Source organism: Lentzea sp. NPDC020367, assembly GCF_044387305.1.
Classification (GTDB): domain Bacteria; phylum Actinomycetota; class Actinomycetes; order Mycobacteriales; family Pseudonocardiaceae; genus Lentzea.
Genome location: NZ_JBIRVV010000001.1, coordinates 175,426 through 192,817 on the forward strand (window position 1 = coordinate 175,426; position 17,392 = coordinate 192,817).

The following is a 17,392-nucleotide window of genomic DNA, read 5'->3' on the forward strand; positions in this document are numbered from 1 at the left end:
CGAGGCTTATTTTTAGGCTCGAACTAACCTCGGCGCCCATGGTGCGTACTCGGGCGACCGTGCGGGACCTTCGCCGCCAGAACCGGTCGGTGTTGCTGACGGCCCTGTTCCTCGACGGTCCGCTGAGCCGTCAGCAGCTCAGCGCGGCCACCGGCCTGAGTGCCGCGACGGCCAGCACGATCACCGGCGAACTGCTGGACGAAGGCCTGCTGGTCGAGGCCGGCTCGGTCGAGTCGGACGGGGGCAGGCCGCGCGTGCTGCTGCGGGTCAACCCGGCGTTCGGGCACGTCATCGGGGTCGACGTCGGCGAGACGGGGATCAAGGTCGAGCTCTTCGACCTCGCGATGACCAGACTGTCCGCAGTGGACCGGCTGCTGGCGGTCGTCGAACCCGCCTCCGTCAGCGCGGTGATCGCCTCGGGGGTCGCCGAGGTCCTGTCGGCGGCGGGAGTCGCCGCGTCCTCGGTGCTCGGCGTCGGTGTGGGCGTACCCGGCACGGTCGAGAGGGGACTCTCCGCGGTCGTGCACGCGCAGACCCTCGGCTGGGACGCGGTGCCGCTCGAGAACATGATCCGCGCGGCGGGGGTCGAGCCGCCGCTGTTCGTGGAGAACGGCGCGAAGACCCAGGGCCAGGCCGAGATGTGGTTCGGTGCCGGCCGCGGCGCCCGCCACGCGGTGATCGCGCTGGTCGGCTCGGGTGTCGGGATCGCGGTGGTGACCGACGGTGCCGTGCACAGGGGAGCGACCAGCAACGCGGGGGAGTGGGGCCACACCACGATCGTCTACGGCGGACGGCGCTGCCGCTGTGGCGTGCGCGGCTGCCTGGAGGCCTACGCCGGAGCGGACGCCATGCTCGGCCGTTACCGGGAGGCGTTGCGCCGCAAGGACTCACCGCTCGACCAGCAGTCCGCACTGGAGGAGTTGCTCTCGTCGCGGTCCGCCGTCGCCTGCCGCGTGGTGGAGGAGTCCGTGGGCTATCTGGGTGCCGGTCTCGCGAACCTCGTGAACCTGTTCAACCCGGAACGCGTCGTCCTCGGCGGCTGGGCCGGGCTCGCGCTCGGCGCGCGGAAGCTGGACGAGATCGTCGCCGCGACGGCCGAACACGCGCTGCGGCACCCGTTCGGGCAGGTTCGCATCGAACTGGGCCGGACGGGGCCCGACGCGGTGGCGGTCGGCGCGGCCACGCTTCCGGTCGCGATGCTGCTCGAGGCAGGTGCCGACGTCCGTCCCGTCCGCGAGATCGTTTGAGGGGAGCCAATCCGGCATTGACACCGGGCGTTCCGCCCCCGACTCTTTTGGAGAGCGCTCTCCAAGGAGGTTTCGGGTGCACGACGACCACGAGCTGGCCCGCCTGGTAGGCAAGCTCGACCTGCGCGCGAAGGTGCGGCTGCTGGCCGGGGGATCGGTCTGGCGCAGCTGCGCCGAGCCGCTGATCGGCCTGCGCGCCTTGACGTTCTCCGACGGCCCGGCGGGCGTGCGCGGTCCGGGCTGGGACGAACGCCGCACGTCGCTGGCACTGCCGTCGCCGACCGCGCTGGGCGCGACGTGGGACGAGGACCTGGTCGGCAGGCTGGGTGGCCTGCTGGCCGCCGAGTCCCGCCGCAAGGGCGTGGACGTGCTGCTCGCGCCGGTGCTGAACCTGCACCGCACGCCCTACGGCGGACGGCACTTCGAGTGCTTCTCCGAGGACCCGCTGCTCACGGCCCGGCTCGGCGTCGCCTACGTGCGCGGCGTGCAGGCCGGTGGTGTCGCCGCCACCCCGAAGCACTTCGTCGCCAACGAGACCGAGACCGACCGGCTCACGCACGACGTCCGGGTCGGTGACCGCGCCCTGCGCGAGGTGTACCTGGCTCCGTTCGAGGCCGCCGTGGAGGCGGGCGCGTGGGCGGTGATGTCGGCCTACAACGGCGTGAACGGCCATCCGATGTCGGAGAACCCGCTGCTCACCACGCCTTTGAAGGACGAGTGGGGTTTCACCGGGCTGGTGGTGTCGGACTGGGGAGCGGTGCGCACCACGGTCGCGTCGGCGGTGTCCGGGCAGGACCTCTCGATGCCGGGACCGTGGGGACCGTGGGGCGATCTGCTGGTCGCGGCGGTCGAGGCCGGGGACGTGGCCGAGAGCCTGGTGGACGACAAGGTGTTCCGGCTGCTGCGGCTGGCCGAACGGGTCGGTGCGCTGGACGGATCGGTCGCGATCGAACCGCCGGTCGCCGACGAGCGACTGCTGCGTGAGGCCGTGTCCGCGAGCACGGTCCTGTTGCGCAACAACGGGGTTCTTCCCCTCGCGCCGGGCCTGCGCGTCGCGGTGATCGGCCCCGGTGCCACCGCTCCACGCGTGCAGGGCGGCGGTAGTTCCGGCCTCTACCCGGCCGCCGAGAACTCCCTGTTCGACGCCCTCTCCACGCGCGCCGAAGTGGTCCACGCGGTGGGTGTGCGCATCGACGACCGCCCGACGCCGGTGGACGCTCCCGTCCTGGTCCGCGTGCTCGGCCAGGACGACGAGGTGCTGTTCCGCGAACACCGGCTGACCGGCCGCATCCTCGAGACCGAGGAGGTGCCGGGCGCCGCCGTCCTGGAGATCAGCACGGGCCTGCCCGTCACCAGGACCGGTCCGTGGCGGATCGCGGTCGCGGGCTACGGCCGGCTGACGCTGGACGTCGACGGCGTCCGAGTGCTCGACGTGGTCCAGCCCGTCGACACCGACGACCCCGCAGTGAAGCACCTCCGCCCGCCTCACCACAGCGTGGAGGTGCTGCTCACCGAGGGAACCGAGGCCGAACTGGTCGCCCGCCGCGAACTGGGCGAGGACAGCGGGATGGCCTCGATGCTGGCCGCCGATCCGCCACCGCCGGCCGCGTCCGAGGAACTCGCCGCCGCCGTGGTCGCGGCGCGCGAGGCCGACGTCGCGGTGGTCGTGGTCAGCACGACCGACGCGATCGAGAGCGAGGGGCGCGACCGGCACACCCTGGCGTTGCCGGGGGAGCAGGACGTGCTGGTCAGGGCGGTGTTGGAGGCGAATCCGAACACCGTCGTCGTGGTCAACTCCGGCGGGCCGGTGCTGCTGCCGTGGCGCGAGGACGTCGCCGCGGTGCTGCTGACCTGGTTCCCGGGGCAGGAGGGCGGGAACGGGCTCGCGGACGTGCTGTTCGGCGACCGCGAACCCGGCGGGCGGCTGCCGACGACCTGGCCCGGCCTGGAGTCCGACGTGCCGGTGAAGGACTACCTGCCCGTCGCGGGATCCCTGCCGTACGAGGAAGGGCTCGACATCGGCTACCGCGCCTGGGCCGCCAGCGGTGTCGCGCCCGCGTACTGGTTCGGCCACGGGCTCGGCTACACCACTTGGGACTACGAGGAAGCACGAGTCGAGCGGGACGTGGTCCGGGTCCGGGTGCGCAACACCGGCGACCGCGCCGGACGCGAGGTCGTGCAGGTCTACCTGTCCCGTCCGGACAGCGCCGTGGCCAGACCGCAGCGGTGGCTGGCGGGCTTCGCGGCCGTCACCGCCGAACCGGGACAGAGCGTGGAAGCACTGGTCCGGACAGAGCGGCGAGCCATCAGCCACTGGGCGGGATCCTGGGAGGTCGAGCCGGGCGCGTTCACCGTCCTGATCGGCCCGAACGCCGGTGACACACCACTGCGCCTCGCGTCGGAGAACGCTCTCCGGCCGTGGTAAAACGGATCATGATCAAGGAAACGCCGACGCTCGAGGACGTGGCAAGGGTCGCGGGTGTGTCCCGTGCGACCGTGTCCCGCGTAGTGAACGGCACGCGCAACGTCGACCCGCAGTTGCAGGAGACGGTGCGCAACGCGATCGAGCAGACCGGCTACACGCCCAACCACGCCGCCCGCTCGCTCGTCACCCGCCGCACCGGGACGGTCGCGCTGGTCATCTCCGGTGCCGGCGGCGGATCCGACGTCTTCGTGGACCCGTTCTTCGGCCGCGTCACCGCCGGTGTCGTCGACTTCCTGCGCACCAGGGGCGTGCACCCGGTGCTGATGCTCGCGGACACGGACCGGACCAGGGTGGAGGTCGTGGAGTTCCTGCGGCAGGGGAGCGCGGACGGCGCGTTGCTGGTGACCACGCACGCCGCCGAGTCGTTGCCCGCCAGGCTGCTGGACGCCGGTGTGCCCACGGTCCTCTACGCGCGGCCGGGCCGGCCGATGCCGGTCAGCTACGTCGACCTCGACCACCAGGCGGGCGGCAGGCTCGCCGCCGCCCGGTTCGCCGGGATCGGCCGCACCCGCGTCGCCACCATCGCGGGACCGCTGGACGTGCACGCCAGCCAGGACCGGCTCACCGGGTTCCGGGAGGCCATGGCGCGCAACGGTTTCCCGTACGTCCCGGTCGTCGAGGGCGGGTTCACCGTGGCCAGCGGCGCGGCGGCGATGCGGCGGCTGCTCGCCGAGTACCCCGAGGTGGACGGCGTGTTCGTGGCGAACGACCTGATGGCGCAGGGCGCCGTGGACGTGCTGCTGGCGCACGGGAAACGCGTTCCCGAGGACGTCGCCGTGGTCGGGTTCGACGACAGCGCGCCCGCTCTCGCCTGCCGGCCGCCGCTCACCACCGTGCGCCAGCCGGTGGAGCACATGGCCGCGAAGATGGCCGAAGTGCTGATCACAGCCCTGGACGACCCCGAGGAGCGGCCGAGGTCGGTCATCTTCGAACCGGAACTCGTGGTCCGGGCGTCCGCATGATTGACCTGTTCGACACCACGCGTTAATCTACGGGAGAGCGCTCTCCCGGCGTCCGGTGCCACGGACGCCACCGTTCGGGCTCCCTCGCCCCAAAGGTGTCAGGCAGGATCATGAGCTCTCCCCTGTCCAGGACGGCCGCTTTGGCGGCTGCCGCCCTGTGTCTCGTGACCACCGCGAGCATCTCCACTCTTCCCGCCGGTGCCGCCGAGTGCGGCTCCACCAACGTCGCTCTCAACAAGTCCGCGACCGCGTCCTCCACGGAGAACGGTGGCACCCCTGCTTCCGCCGCCGTGGACGGGAACGCGGGTACGCGCTGGTCGTCGCAGTTCTCGGATCCGCAGTGGTTGCAGGTGGATCTGGGTTCCAGTCAGCAGGTCTGCCGCGTGTCGCTGAGCTGGGAAGGCGCGTACGGCAAGGCGTTCCAGGTGCAGGTGACCGACAACGCCGCTGACGCCGGTTCGTGGCGCAGCGTCTACTCGACCACGACCGGTACCGGTGGCACGCAGTCGGTCGACGTGACCGGGACTGGCCGCTACCTGCGCGTGTTGGGTACCCAGCGCGGCACTGGTTACGGCTATTCGTTGTGGGAGTTGGGCGTCTACACCACGACGGACACGCCGGGTGTGCCGTCGACCGATCCGCGCAACCCGGACTTCGGGCCGAACGTGTTCGTCTACGGGCCGGGTTCGTCGCAGTCGGAGATGCAGTCGCGGCTCGACTCGATCTCCGCGCAGATGAAGACCAACCAGTTCGGGCCGCAGCGCTACGCGGTGCTGTTCAAGCCGGGGTCGTACAACGCGGACGTGAACCTGCGCTTCTACACGCAGGTGGCGGGCCTGGGCCTGAACCCGGACGACGTGAACATCAACGGCCACATCCGCGTCGAGGCCGACTGGTTGCAGCAGGGCGACGACCCGAACAACCTCGGCAACGCGACGCAGAACTTCTGGCGTGGTGCGGAGAACCTGTCGGTGACCCTGCCCGCGAACCAGATCGAGCGGTGGGCCGTCTCGCAGGCCACTGCCTACCGGCGGATGCACCTGCGCGGTCAGGCGCACCTGTGGAACGGCTACGACGGCTGGGCCAGCGGTGGCCTGATCGTGGACAGCAAGATCGACGGCACGGTGATCTCCGGTTCGCAGCAGCAGTTCCTGACGCGCAACAGCAACCTCGCGGGCGGCTGGTCGGGGTCGGTGTGGAACATGGTGTTCGCCGGTACGCAGGGTGCACCGCCCAACAACTTCCCGAACCCGTCCCACACGACTGTGGACACCTCACCGGTGACGCGGGAGAAGCCGTACCTCTACCTGGACGGCTCGGGGGAGTACCGCGTGTTCCTGCCCGCGTTGCGGCAGAACTCGCGCGGCACGAGCTGGGAGAACGGCAACCCGGGGTCGTCGGTGTCGCTGGCTGACTTCTTCATCGTCAAGCCGGGTACGCCGGTGGCTACGATCAACGCGGCGTTGGCGCAGGGCAAGCACCTGCTGCTCACACCGGGCATCCACCAGCTCGATGACACGATCCGGGTGACCCGTCCGAACACGGTCGTGCTGGGCCTGGGCCTCGCGACCCTGACGCCGACCACCGGCAAGGCGGCTTTGACGACGTCCGATGTGGACGGTGTGAAGCTGGCCGGGTTCCTGGTCGACGCAGGCGTGCAGAACTCCCCAGTGCTGCTGGAGATCGGCGACTCGACGTCCCGCGACCACGCGGCGAACCCGACCTCGATGCACGACGTGTACCTGCGCGTCGGCGGGTCGCAGGCCGGCAAGGCCACCGAGAGCCTGCGGGTGAACAGCCGCAACACGATCATCGACCACACGTGGGTGTGGCGCGCGGACCACGGCGCGGGCGTGAGCTGGACCGCGAACCCCGGCCGGAACGGTGTGATCGTGAACGGCGACAACGTGATCGCGTACGGGTTGTTCGTGGAGCACTACCAGCAGCACAACCTCGTGTGGAACGGCAACGGCGGCAAGGTCTACCTGTATCAGAACGAGTTGCCGTACGATCCGCCGAACCAGGCCGCGTGGATGAACGGGTCGAAACGGGGCTGGGCCGGGTACAAGGTGGCTGATTCGGTGACGACGCACGAGGCGTTCGGTGTGGGCGTGTACGCGTTCAACCAGGCTGATCCGAGCATCGTGACCGACAACGGCTTCGAGGCGCCGAACCGGTCGGGTGTCCGGTTCACGCACCTGGTCACGGTGTCGCTCGGCGGGGTGGGCACGATCGCCAACGTCATCAACGGCACCGGTGGCGTCGCGAACGCCGCCAACCAGATCCGGTACCTGGTGAACTATCCGTGAGTCTGATCGGCGTGCTCTCCCGGGACGTCATTCCCGGTGAGAGCACGCCCGCTCTGGCGGGCATCGGGCACGCGGCGCACAGGATGGGCAACGGCCTGCTCCTGTGCGCCGATCTCGACTTCGTCGACACCCGGCACGTGGCCCTGAGCGGCTGCGTCCTGCTGGACCGCACGGCCGGCGAGGCCGACCTGACGTGCCTGGCGAACCACGCGATCCCGTTCGTGTCGATCGGCAGACGGGACTGCGCGGGCGAACAAGTGCCATGTGTGGACATAGACCACGCCGCGGGCGTGCGCGACCTCGTCGCGCGCACCGCGGCGTTCGGCCATCGTCAGATCGTCTACATCGGACTGCCGAGCGGCACCACCTCGGTCGAGCGCCTGCACGCCTTCCGCGCCGCCACGAAGGCCTGGGACGTCAAGGGTATGCACGCGCCCGCGGTCTGGCTCGACCAGCTGCTGCGGATCGGTGTGACGGCGGTGATCGCGGAACATTCCGACGACGCGGCGGCACTCGTCCGTGCGGCACGTCGCCGGCACCTGTCGGTGCCGGGAGATCTCTCGGTGATGGCGCTCGACCTGCCTGAAGGCGACCTGCTGGGCCTCAGCGGGCTGCGCGTGCCGAGGTGGGAGACGGGCCGCCGTGCGGTGCACCTGCTGGCCCGCCTGCCCCAGAAGCGGTCTGAGGTGCTGCTGGCGTGCGAGTTCGTCGAGGGAACAACTCTGGCCGCACCGGGCTCAGTCCTGCACTAGAGCGAAAACACCCCAGAGCGCGTGCGCCCTGGGGTGCTGAAGAACGACTTCACCGCGGCAACCGGTAGTCCGGTCCTAGTGCGGCGCCCCGGTGGGGCTTGTACTGGTCGTATCCGCGTGGGTCGCACTGCAGTCCGCCGTTGATGCAGTGGCGGACGAGTGCGGCTTGGGTGGGTGCGTCCCAGGCGTTCATGAAGTCGTAGTGCCAGGTGTAGCCGCGTCCGCTGGAGAGCCTGACGCGGGACATGTCACCGGAGACGGGGAACGCCATCTTGAACTCGATCATCGGTACGGCGACCGGGTGACTGGCCGGGCACACGAGGGTCGCGCGGTCTGGATAGGCCATGTGGGACTTGTGGTCGGCGGAGTCGAGGTCGCGGCCGTTCCAGCAGCTCGGGGCCTGGTAACGGACGTTGAGCTGGCTTCCGGGTGCGCAGTAGGCGGGGATGTCCCAGTTGTGCGCGCTGTCGCCGCACTCCCAGCCCTCGATGGCGCCGGGCGAGGTGCGGAACTGCTCCTCTGTCGCGGTGGGACTGCCGACCACGAACCGCATGCCCGGCGGGAACGGCACGACGTCCTGGTACCTCAGGATGCCGGACTTGTAGTAGATCACCTGGTTGCCTTCGGGGCGCACGACCTGGTCGCCGTTGAGCACGGACGGGAACCAGTACGCCGACTTGTCGTCGGGCGTCTTGCAGTTGGTCTGGCCTGCTTTGAGCGAGTCGTTGGTGCTGTTCGCGTTCGTGGAGCTGTTGCCGAGGAAGGTGTGCAGGTGCGACGCACCCGGCAGACCGGGGAAGACGATGGGGTCGTCCGGACGGTCCGTCGTGAACGCGCAGTTCGCCTGGAACTCGTGGTGGCTCACGTAGTCATCGGCCTGCGCCGAGCTCGTGGCCACTGCGAGCACCGCCGCGATGAGGCTGGCCGCGAGGGCCAGCGCGCTGAGTTTTCGGGACAACTTCGTCCTCCTGCCGACGTGGGTAAACCGGCTGGGAGAGCGCTCTCCCAGCTAGCGTCCGCCCGTGTCGGGATGCTGTCAAGGGGGTCGTTGACACGAGACGACGTCTGTTCGTAACATTCGCCGCCAGGGTTGTGAGAGCGCTCTCCCGCATTTTCATCCCTCACTAGACCCTGCAGGAGACGCAATGTTCCGCCTCCGCTCCGTCGGCACGGTGCTCGCCGTGCTGGTGGGACTAGCAGTGTTGCCGGGCACGGTCAGCGCCGCGCCCTCGCTGCTTTCCCAAGGCAAGCCCGCCACCGCCTCGTCGACCGAGGGCGGCGGCACCCCCGCCTCCGCCGCGGTCGACGGTGATCCGGGAACCCGTTGGTCCAGTGCGTGGAGCGACCCGCAGTGGCTGCGGGTCGACCTGGGCGCGACCTCGACCGTGACACGGGTGGAACTCGACTGGGAGTCCGCCTACGCGACGTCCTTCCAGATCGAGGTCTCCGCCAACGGCGACTCCTGGACGTCGATCCGCTCCGTCACCGGTGGCACCGGCGGCCGGCAGGGCTTCGAAGTGACCGGCTCCGGCCGGTACGTCCGAGTCCTCTCGACCCAGCGCGCCAACGGTTACGGCGTTTCGCTGTGGGAGTTCCGGGTGTACGGCGAGCAGGGCTCGAACCCGCAGCCTGGCACCGGTGTGCGTGTGACCGGGTCGCAGGGCAATTGGCGGCTGACGGTGGATGGTCAGCCGTGGGTGGTGAAGGGCCTGACCTGGGGTCCGCCGGCGGCGGATGCGGCGCGGTACATGCCGGAGTTGAAGTCCATGGGTGTCAACACGTTGCGCACGTGGGGCACGGACGCCTCCACTCGTCCGCTGTTGGATGCGGCTGCCGCTAACGGTCTCCGCGTGATCAACGGGTTCTGGCTACAGCCTGGTGGTGGTCCTGGTTCGGGTGGTTGCGTGAACTACGTGACCGACGGCCAGTACAAAGCGGACATGCTGGGCCAGATTCGCCAGTGGGTCACCACCTACAAGGATCATCCCGGTGTGCTGATGTGGAACGTCGGCAACGAGTCGATTCTCGGCTTGCAGAACTGCTACTCCGGCGCCGAGCTGGAGACCCAGCGGGTCGAGTACGCGAAGTACATCAACGAAGCGGCGCGGGCGATCCACGCCATCGACACCAACCACCCGGTGACGAACACGGACGCGTGGACCGGTGCGTGGGTCTACCTCAAGGCGCACACGCCCGACCTGGACCTGTACTCGGTCAACTCCTACGGCAACGTCTGCAAGGTCCGTCAGGACTGGATCTCCGGTGGCTACACGAAGCCGTACATCCTGACCGAGGCCGGTCCGGCCGGTGAGTGGGAAGTGCCCAACGACGCCAACGGTGTGCCCGCGGAACCGACCGACGTCCAGAAGCGCGACGGCTACACGCAGGCGTGGAACTGCATCATCGGCCACACCGGGGTGTCGTTCGGTGGCACGTTGTTCCACTACGGCACGGAGTACGACTTCGGTGCTGTCTGGTTCAACCTGACGCCTGCCGGTGAGAAGCGGCTGTCGTTCTACTCGGTGCAGAAGGCGTTCGGTGGCGCCACTCCGGCGAACACTCCACCGGTGATCTCGGCGATGAACGTGCCGCAGACCATCGCCGCCGGTGCGCCGTTGAACATCGATGTGGCGGCGTCTGATCCGAACGGGGACGCGATCCAATGGTCGGCGGCGTTCAACAGCAAGTACATCGACAACAGCGGCGGCCTGGCCGCGACTCCGGTCCAGGTCAACGGAAACCGGCTCACCGTCACCGCCCCAGACAGGCTGGGCGTGTGGAAGGTCTACGTGATGGCCGAGGACGGGCGCGGCAACATCGGCATCGAGACCCGTTCGGTGCGGGTCGTGGCACCGCAACCGTCCGGTGTGAACGTGGCTCAGGGCAAGCCCACGCTTGCCTCCTCCTACCAGCAGGTGGGTGATGGGGCGCCGTTCCCGCCGTCGAACGCGGTGGACGGCAACGGAACCTCGCGCTGGGCCACGGACTGGGCTGATCCGCAGTGGATTCGCGTCGATCTCGGTGCGGTGACGACGTTCCAGCACGTGCAACTCGTCTGGGAGGGTGCTTTCGGGCGTGCCTATGAGATCCAGGTGTCCGACGACGGCACCAACTTCCGGTCCGTCTACGGCACCACCACCGGCAACGGTGGAGTGGACTCGATCGACGTGACGGCGACCGCCCGTTACGTCCGGCTGCACGCCACCCAGCGCGGCACCGGCTGGGGCTACTCGCTCTACGAGTTCGGCGTCTACCGCCGGTGACATGAGGCCAACGGCCGGGGAGCCTGAACCGGGCTCTCCGGCCGCATGGTCTAGTGAGCGCATGAAGTGGTTGCGCCGCAAGCCAACGATCATCACGGCGGTTAGCCTCACCTTAGTTCTCGCCGCCGCGTTCTCCCTGTGGAACGTCGCCAGCGCGCGCACGTTCCAGTTCTTCGGTGACCTGGTCGACCGCGTCGAGACCAACGAGAAGCTGGTCGCGCTGACGTTCGACGACGGCCCTGATCCCGCCGGCGCCCAGCAGGTCCTGGACGTCCTGAAGGCGGAACAGATCCCGGCCACGTTCTTCCTCATGGGCCGCGACCTCGAGAAGCACCCGGAGCTAGGCAAACAGATCGCGGACGCGAAGCACGAGATCGGCAACCACACCTTCCACCACCAGCGCATGATCGGCGTCCTGCCGAGCACGGTGGCGAAGGAGATCGAGGACACCGACGCCCAGATCCGCAGGACCGGCTACAGCGGCGACATCCACTTCCGTCCGCCCAACGGCAAGAAGCTCTTCGCCCTGCCGCACTACCTCGACGAACACGACCGCACGACGGTCATGTGGGACGTGGAACCGGACTCCGCAGGCACGCCCACCGCGCACCAGATCGCCGAGCAGACGCTGAAGGAGACCAAGCCGGGCTCGATCATCCTGCTCCACCCCATGTACGCGAGCCGCGAGCAGACCCGGCAGGCGCTCAAGCCCATCATCACCGGGCTAAAGGAGCGCGGTTACCGGTTCCTCACGGTGTCCGCGCTCCTCAACAGCCGTTAGATCAGGTCGGCCAGCTCCACCCGGCGCAGGAACTCGCTGCGCACCCGGTCCGCCACCGCGTTCACGACCTCGGCCCCATCGGCGGACGGGTCGATGTGCACCCGGAACGGGGGCTTCGGCGAACCGACCACGTCCACGATCGCGTCGGCCACGGCACCGACGTCCGCCCACGACGGCTCCAGCTCGGCGAGGCGGCCGCCCACCTGGTCCATCAGACCGGGGTAGAACTCCTCGTACTCCGCGGCACGCGATGTGTCGGCGGGAGTGCCGGAGTGCGCGAAGTGGTTGGTGCCGTGGGTGAAGGCGCCCGGCACGACGATCGTGGTCTCGATGCCGAACCGCAGCAGCTCGGCGCGGTAGGAGACGGCGACCGCGTCCATCGCCGCCTTGGCCGCGAAGTACGGGGCCAGGTACGGGGGAGTGCCGCCGCGCGTCGAGCTGGAACCCACCCACACGACGTGGCCGGAGTGTTGACCGCGCAGGTGCGGCAGGGCGGCGCGGTTCACGCGCTGGGTGCCCAGGACGTTCACGTCGTACAGGGCCGCGTACTGCTCTGGCGTGAAGGCCTCGGCAGGGCCGGTGACCATGTGGCCGGCGTTGTGCACGACGACGTCCAGACGCCCTTGTTCGGCGATGATCGACTCAATCGCAAGATCCGCGGACTCCTGCGACTGCACGTCGAGCTCGACGGCGTGCACGTCGGCCTCGTTCTCGGTCCCGAACGCCTGAAGTTCCGAGACGGCTGCGGCGTTGCGGCCGGAGGTCTCCCGCATGCCCGCGTAGACGGTGTGGCCGGCGAGGGCCAGCCTGCGCACTGCCAGCGCGCCGAAACCGCTGGACGCTCCCGTGACGACGATGACCTTGCCCATCAGATGATGCCTCCGTTCGCACGAATGGTCTGGCCGTTGATCCAGCGGGCCGGGCCCGCCAGGAAGGAGATGACCTCCGCGATGTCGCCGGTCGAGCCGAGACGCTCCAGCGGCGGCTGCTTCGCGAGGGTGTCGATGGTCGCCTGGTCCTTGCCGTCCAGGAACAGGTCCGTGGCGGTGGGGCCGGGAGCGACGGTGTTCACGGTGATGTCGCGGCCGCGCAGCTCGCGGGCCAGGATCAGGGTCAGCGCCTCGACGCCGCCCTTGGACATGGCGTAGGCCCCGTACTGGGGGAAGCGCAGGCCCACCACGGACGACGAGACGTTGATGATCGCGCCACCGTCGCGCAGCCGGCGTGCGGCCTGCTGGGACACGATGAACGTGCCACGGGCGTTGGTGCGCATGATGCGGTCGAACGTGTCGAGGTCCATGTCCGCGACGGTGCCGAGCGGCATGATGCCCGCCGAGTTCACGACGACGTCCACACCGCCGAACGTCTCCACGGCCAGTTCGAACGCGGCGGCGACGGCTTCCTCGTCGCCCACGTCGGCCTGTGCGGCGACGGCCTGACCCCCATCGGACTTGATCTTCTCCACGGCCTCGTCGGCCGCTGTCTTGTTGCCGGCGTACACGATGACGACGGCGGTTCCGTCGGCGGCGAGACGCTCGGCGGCTGCCCGCCCGATGCCCCTCGATCCGCCGGTGACGATCGCAACGCGAGTCATGTCAGCACTCCTAGCTGGTGTTTCCGCTGTTACCTCAATCAACGTATCACTGATATCGAATCAGCGCTACCGCTGATGTGTTATCGTCGTTACATGGACACGAGAGAGCGTCTGGTGAAGGCTGCGGCCGACCTGCTCGTCGAGGGCGGCAAGGAAGCGGTCTCCACGCGCGCGGTCGCCTCGGCGGCCGGCGTGCAGGCGCCGACGCTGTACCGGTTGTTCGGCGACAAGGACGGGCTGCTCGACGCCGTGGCGGCGTTCGGCTTCTCCGACTACCTCGCGACCAAGCAGGCGATGGGTGCCAGCGACGACCCCGTGGACGACCTGCGCCGGGGCTGGGAGCTGCACATCGGCTTCGGCCTGGCGCGGCCCGCGTTCTACCTGCTGATGTACGGCGAGCCGCGCAAGCGTGAGGCGCGGTTGACGGCGGACGCGATGCTCCGCGAGATCATCAGCCGCATCGCGTCGGCGGGCCGGTTGACGGTCCCCGTCGAGCAGGCGGCGCAGTTCGTGCACGCGGCCGGCATGGGCGTCGTGCTGGCGTTGATCGCGACGCCGGAGGAGGACCGCGACCTGGAGCTGATCACGTTCTCACGGGAGCAGGTGATCAGGGCGATCACGACGGACGCCGCGCCGGACGAGCCGACGGACATCCCGAGCCGGGCGATCGCGCTGAGGGTGGCACTGGAGGAGGACCCGCCCCTGATGCTGTCTCCAGCGGAACGGGTCCTCCTGGCCGAGTGGCTCAACCGTGTGGCGAAATAGCTAGGCGTTCGGGTCGAACGCGATCCCGGACGGCTTGGCCTGACCGAGGTTGTAGTTGAACGCGCTGTCCTTGATCGCCAGGGACGCGCTGCCGAAGTTCGCGTTCACGAGCTTGTCGCGCACGCCGGCGGGGAAGCGGTCCCAGCTGACCAGCGCGGGGTACTGGTAGACCCCGTAGTGGTTCTCCGCCTGCTCGCCCGCACCCGCGAGCCGGAAGCAGTGCGTGCTGGCGCCGTCCTTGTGGTAGATGATCTTCGGGTGGTTGCCTTCCCACTGCACGTTGGCACGCGGGTGGGTCTTGTACTTGCCGTGCTCCGAGGTCGAGACGAACTGGGCCACGTCGTTCTGCACCCAGACGACCACGTGCTCGATGTCGTGGCGGTGGCCGCAGCAGTCGATCAGCGGAACGGCCTGGTCCTTCTCGAAGTACAGGTCGTACAGGTAGGCGCACCAGCCGTTGTTGCACTTGGAACGACTGTAGGAGTTGGTGTTGTCCAGGTCGGACCTGTCGTGGCAGTTGCCGTTCAGCGCGCCCGAGTTCTTCAGGCCGGGCGCGATGTCACCGGTCGGCGAGATCGCCGGGGTGGGGTAGCAGCCGTCGCCGTCGTAGTCGAACGCCGGCTGCCACTTGCCGTCGGCCTCCTCGTAGTTGGCGGGGATGGCCCGGGGCGGGTCAGCGAGCGCGATGCCGGGGAACAGTGCCGTGATCAGCAGTGCGCCGGCGAGCGCGGACAGGAGCTTCTTCCTCAACAGAGGCCTCCGGGGTGCAGGGGAGCGAGGCTTGCGAGGCCGAAGGTGGTACATGAACCACGTTCACGTCTAGGTACTTCGCCAAATCTTTGCCATACCGGGAAATTAACAACCCCGGGACGGAATCGATCACGTCCCGGGGTCGCGCTCTCATCAGCCCAGCTGAGCCCTCATGCGACGGGTCGCCGCGACCAGGTTTCGCAACGCGGGCTCCACCTCGGCGTAACCGCGCGTCTTCAACCCGCAGTCGGGGTTGATCCACAAACGTTCACCTGGCACCGCGCGCACCGCTTCGGTGATCAGCGAAACGATGTCGTCCTCGCTCGGCACCAGCGGTGAGTGGATGTCGTAGACGCCGGGACCGATGCCGCGCGGGAACTCCAGGCCCTCCAGGATCTCCATCTTGGACCGCGCGGCCTCGATCGTCGTGACGTCGGCGTCGAGGTCGGAGATCGCGCCGAGCACCTCGCCGAACTCCGAGTAGCACAGGTGGGTGTGGATCTGGGTGCCCGGCGTCGCGCCCGCGGTGGCGAGCCGGAACGCGCCGACCGACCACTCCAGGTACGCCGGTTGGTCCTTCCGGCGCAACGGAAGCAGTTCGCGCAACGCCGGTTCGTCGACCTGCACCACCCGGATCCCGGCGGCCTCCAGGTCGCGGATCTCGTCGCGCAACGCCAGCGCCACCTGAGCCGCGGTGTCGGCCAGCGGCTGGTCGTCGCGGACGAACGACCACGCGAGGATCGTCACCGGACCGGTCAGCATTCCCTTGACCGGCTTGGACGTCAGCGACTGCGCGTAGGTGCTCCACGGCACCGTCATCGGCTTCGGCCGGGACACGTCACCGTGGATGATCGGCGGCCGCACGCACCGCGACCCGTACGACTGCACCCACGCGAACTGCGTGCTGGCGAAGCCTTCCAGGTGCTCGGCGAAGTACTGGACCATGTCGTTGCGCTCGGGTTCGCCGTGCACCAGCACGTCCAGGCCGATGTCCTCCTGCAGATCGATCACGCGACCGATCTCGTCCCGCATCCGCTGCTCGTACTCGTCCTCGGTGATCTCACCGCTGCGCACGGCCGCGCGCGCCTTGCGGATGTCGCCGGTCTGCGGGAACGACCCGATCGTCGTGGTCGCGAGCGGCGGCAACCCGAGCCGGGCCTGCTGGGCGGCGGCTCGGTCCTCGTACGGCGCCCGGAGACTGTGCTCCGGCCGCAACGACTCGATGCGCGCCCGGACGTGGTCGTCGCGGCGCGGGCTGGGCACCTGGCGCTTCGCCTCGTCGGCCCAGGCGCCGTCGGCCCCGCCGCGCAAAGCCCTGCCCAGCACCACGATCTCGCGGACCTTCTGCCGCGCGAACGCGAGCCGCGCCTGCACGTCCGGCTCCAGGTCCTCGGCGTCCAGGTCGTACGGCACGTGCAGCAGCGTGGAGGACGACGACACGACGACCTCGTTCGCGAAGCCCAGCAACGTCGCGGCCTTCGCCAGCGCGGCGTGCAGGTCGGTGCGCCACACGTTGCGTCCGTCGACCAGGCCGGCCACCAGGATCTTGTCGCGCAACGCGGGGATCGCGACCGACGTGTCCGGTGCGCTGACCAGGTCGATGCCGATCGCCTCGACCTGCGACTCGGCCAGGATCGGCAGCGCCTCGCCGAGGTCGCCGTAGTAGCCGGTGACCAGGAGCTTCGGCCGGCCGGGCAGTCCGCTGAGCGTTCGGTACGCGCGGCGCAACGCGTTCAGGTCGGCCGGGGTGCGGTCGGCGGCGAACGCCGGTTCGTCGATCTGCACCCACTCGACGCCCTCGACGCGCAGGCGGCCGAGCAGTTCGACGTACGCCTCCAGCAGGCGGTCGAGCAGCGCCAGCGGTTCGAAGCCGGGCACCGTGCTCTTGGCCAGCAACAGGTACGTCACCGGGCCGAGCAGCACCGGCCGGGTCGTGACGCCGAGTTCGAGCGCCTCGCGGTACTCGGCGATCGGCTTGTCGCAGGCGAGCCGGAACTCGGTGTCCGGGCCCAGTTCCGGCACCAGGTAGTGGTAGTTCGTGTCGAACCACTTCGTCAGTTCCAGGGCCGCGGCGCCGTCGCGGCCTCGTGCCGCCGCGAAGTAGGTGTCCAGTTCGGACAGTCCGAGGTCGCGGAACCGCTGCGGGATCGCGTCGAACAGCAACGACGTGTCGAGCACCTGGTCGTAGAACGAGAAGGTGTTCGACGGAACGGAGTCCAGTTCGGACAGTTCGGCCCAGGTCTGCGCCCTGAGCTGCCTCGCCGTCTCCCGGAGGGCGGCCTCGTCGATCTTCCCGGCCCAGTACTGCTCGACCGCGCGCTTCAGTTCGCGCTTCGGTCCGATTCGGGGATAACCAAAGACAGTGCTGCCGATGGTCACAAGCTCTCTCCTCGCGAGCGTGCGGAAGCACCGGAGACACGCGAGCAGGACGGCACGCAGCCGCGCCCGTCAGCCCGCCCGAGAGGCTCCGGAGCACCGCGCACC

13 protein-coding genes are annotated in these 17,392 nt (G+C 69.2%); 8 read left to right on the plus strand and 5 right to left on the minus strand.

The genetic code is table 11. The features are described from left to right. Positions 1 to 38 precede the first annotated feature (38 nt). From ACH413_RS00865 to ACH413_RS00885, 5 genes are all read left to right on the plus strand, one after another. Positions 39 to 1,247, plus strand: coding sequence for an ROK family protein (locus ACH413_RS00865; protein WP_360029521.1), 1,209 nt, complete (start codon positions 39 to 41; stop codon positions 1,245 to 1,247). A 76-nt stretch (positions 1,248 to 1,323) separates the two neighbouring features. Then, entirely contained in the window at positions 1,324 to 3,672 is a 2,349-nt protein-coding gene (locus tag ACH413_RS00870) for a glycoside hydrolase family 3 C-terminal domain-containing protein (protein WP_360029522.1), read from the plus strand. An 8-nt stretch (positions 3,673 to 3,680) separates the two neighbouring features. Continuing rightward, complete coding sequence (locus ACH413_RS00875; protein ID WP_360029523.1) at positions 3,681 to 4,694, plus strand: LacI family DNA-binding transcriptional regulator; 1,014 nt, start codon at positions 3,681 to 3,683, stop codon at positions 4,692 to 4,694. 110 nt (positions 4,695 to 4,804) lie between these two features. Continuing rightward, a complete protein-coding gene (locus tag ACH413_RS00880) occupies positions 4,805 to 7,003 on the plus strand; it encodes a discoidin domain-containing protein (RefSeq protein ID WP_360029524.1) in 2,199 nt (732 codons plus the stop codon). Continuing rightward, complete coding sequence (locus tag ACH413_RS00885) at positions 7,000 to 7,755, plus strand: substrate-binding domain-containing protein (RefSeq protein WP_360029525.1); 756 nt, start codon at positions 7,000 to 7,002, stop codon at positions 7,753 to 7,755. Before ACH413_RS00880 ends, ACH413_RS00885 begins: the two co-directional genes overlap by 4 nt. Before the next feature lie 49 nt (positions 7,756 to 7,804). Here ACH413_RS00885 and ACH413_RS00890 read toward each other — a convergent pair whose 3' ends face one another. Beyond that, positions 7,805 to 8,713 (minus strand): DUF1996 domain-containing protein, encoded by a 909-nt coding sequence (locus tag ACH413_RS00890; RefSeq protein WP_360029526.1) that lies wholly within the window; start codon positions 8,711 to 8,713, stop codon positions 7,805 to 7,807. 187 nt (positions 8,714 to 8,900) lie between these two features. Between ACH413_RS00890 and ACH413_RS00895 the strand changes: the two genes are divergently transcribed. Further along, positions 8,901 to 11,018 (plus strand): discoidin domain-containing protein, encoded by a 2,118-nt coding sequence (locus tag ACH413_RS00895; protein ID WP_360029527.1) that lies wholly within the window; start codon positions 8,901 to 8,903, stop codon positions 11,016 to 11,018. A 61-nt stretch (positions 11,019 to 11,079) separates the two neighbouring features. Continuing rightward, a complete protein-coding gene (locus ACH413_RS00900; RefSeq protein WP_360029528.1) occupies positions 11,080 to 11,799 on the plus strand; it encodes a polysaccharide deacetylase family protein in 720 nt (239 codons plus the stop codon). On the opposite strand, the gene ACH413_RS00905 is transcribed toward ACH413_RS00900, so the two are convergent. Next, positions 11,796 to 12,668 (minus strand): SDR family oxidoreductase, encoded by an 873-nt coding sequence (locus tag ACH413_RS00905; protein ID WP_360029529.1) that lies wholly within the window; start codon positions 12,666 to 12,668, stop codon positions 11,796 to 11,798. The genes ACH413_RS00900 and ACH413_RS00905 overlap by 4 nt on opposite strands. Beyond that, positions 12,668 to 13,393, minus strand: a complete 726-nt coding sequence (locus ACH413_RS00910) for an SDR family oxidoreductase (RefSeq protein WP_360029530.1) — start codon at positions 13,391 to 13,393, stop codon at positions 12,668 to 12,670. The genes ACH413_RS00905 and ACH413_RS00910 overlap by 1 nt, the downstream gene beginning before the upstream one ends. A 93-nt stretch (positions 13,394 to 13,486) precedes the next feature. Between ACH413_RS00910 and ACH413_RS00915 the strand changes: the two genes are divergently transcribed. Further along, on the plus strand, positions 13,487 to 14,158 hold the full coding sequence (locus tag ACH413_RS00915) for a helix-turn-helix domain-containing protein (protein ID WP_360029531.1): 672 nt from the start codon (positions 13,487 to 13,489) through the stop codon (positions 14,156 to 14,158). Here ACH413_RS00915 and ACH413_RS00920 read toward each other — a convergent pair whose 3' ends face one another. Continuing rightward, entirely contained in the window at positions 14,159 to 14,908 is a 750-nt protein-coding gene (locus ACH413_RS00920; RefSeq protein WP_360029532.1) for an NPP1 family protein, read from the minus strand. Positions 14,909 to 15,061: 153 nt separating this feature from the next. Next, positions 15,062 to 17,287, minus strand: coding sequence for a 5-methyltetrahydropteroyltriglutamate--homocysteine S-methyltransferase (gene metE / locus ACH413_RS00925; protein ID WP_360029533.1), 2,226 nt, complete (start codon positions 17,285 to 17,287; stop codon positions 15,062 to 15,064). Between the last annotated feature and the right edge of the window lie 105 nt (positions 17,288 to 17,392).

What these genes read in the sequence shown, in the direction of transcription:
- ACH413_RS00915 (WP_360029531.1), top strand. Translation starts at nt 13,487, where the DNA reads ATGGACACGAGAGAGCGTCTGGTGAAGGCTGCGGCCGACCTGCTCGTC.
- ACH413_RS00875 (WP_360029523.1), top strand. Translation starts at nt 3,681, where the DNA reads ATGATCAAGGAAACGCCGACGCTCGAGGACGTGGCAAGGGTCGCGGGT.
- ACH413_RS00880 (WP_360029524.1), top strand. Translation starts at nt 4,805, where the DNA reads ATGAGCTCTCCCCTGTCCAGGACGGCCGCTTTGGCGGCTGCCGCCCTG.
- ACH413_RS00905 (WP_360029529.1), bottom strand. Translation starts at nt 12,668, where the DNA reads ATGGGCAAGGTCATCGTCGTCACGGGAGCGTCCAGCGGTTTCGGCGCG.
- ACH413_RS00910 (WP_360029530.1), bottom strand. Translation starts at nt 13,393, where the DNA reads ATGACTCGCGTTGCGATCGTCACCGGCGGATCGAGGGGCATCGGGCGG.
- ACH413_RS00865 (WP_360029521.1), top strand. Translation starts at nt 39, where the DNA reads ATGGTGCGTACTCGGGCGACCGTGCGGGACCTTCGCCGCCAGAACCGG.
- ACH413_RS00900 (WP_360029528.1), top strand. Translation starts at nt 11,080, where the DNA reads ATGAAGTGGTTGCGCCGCAAGCCAACGATCATCACGGCGGTTAGCCTC.
- ACH413_RS00895 (WP_360029527.1), top strand. Translation starts at nt 8,901, where the DNA reads ATGTTCCGCCTCCGCTCCGTCGGCACGGTGCTCGCCGTGCTGGTGGGA.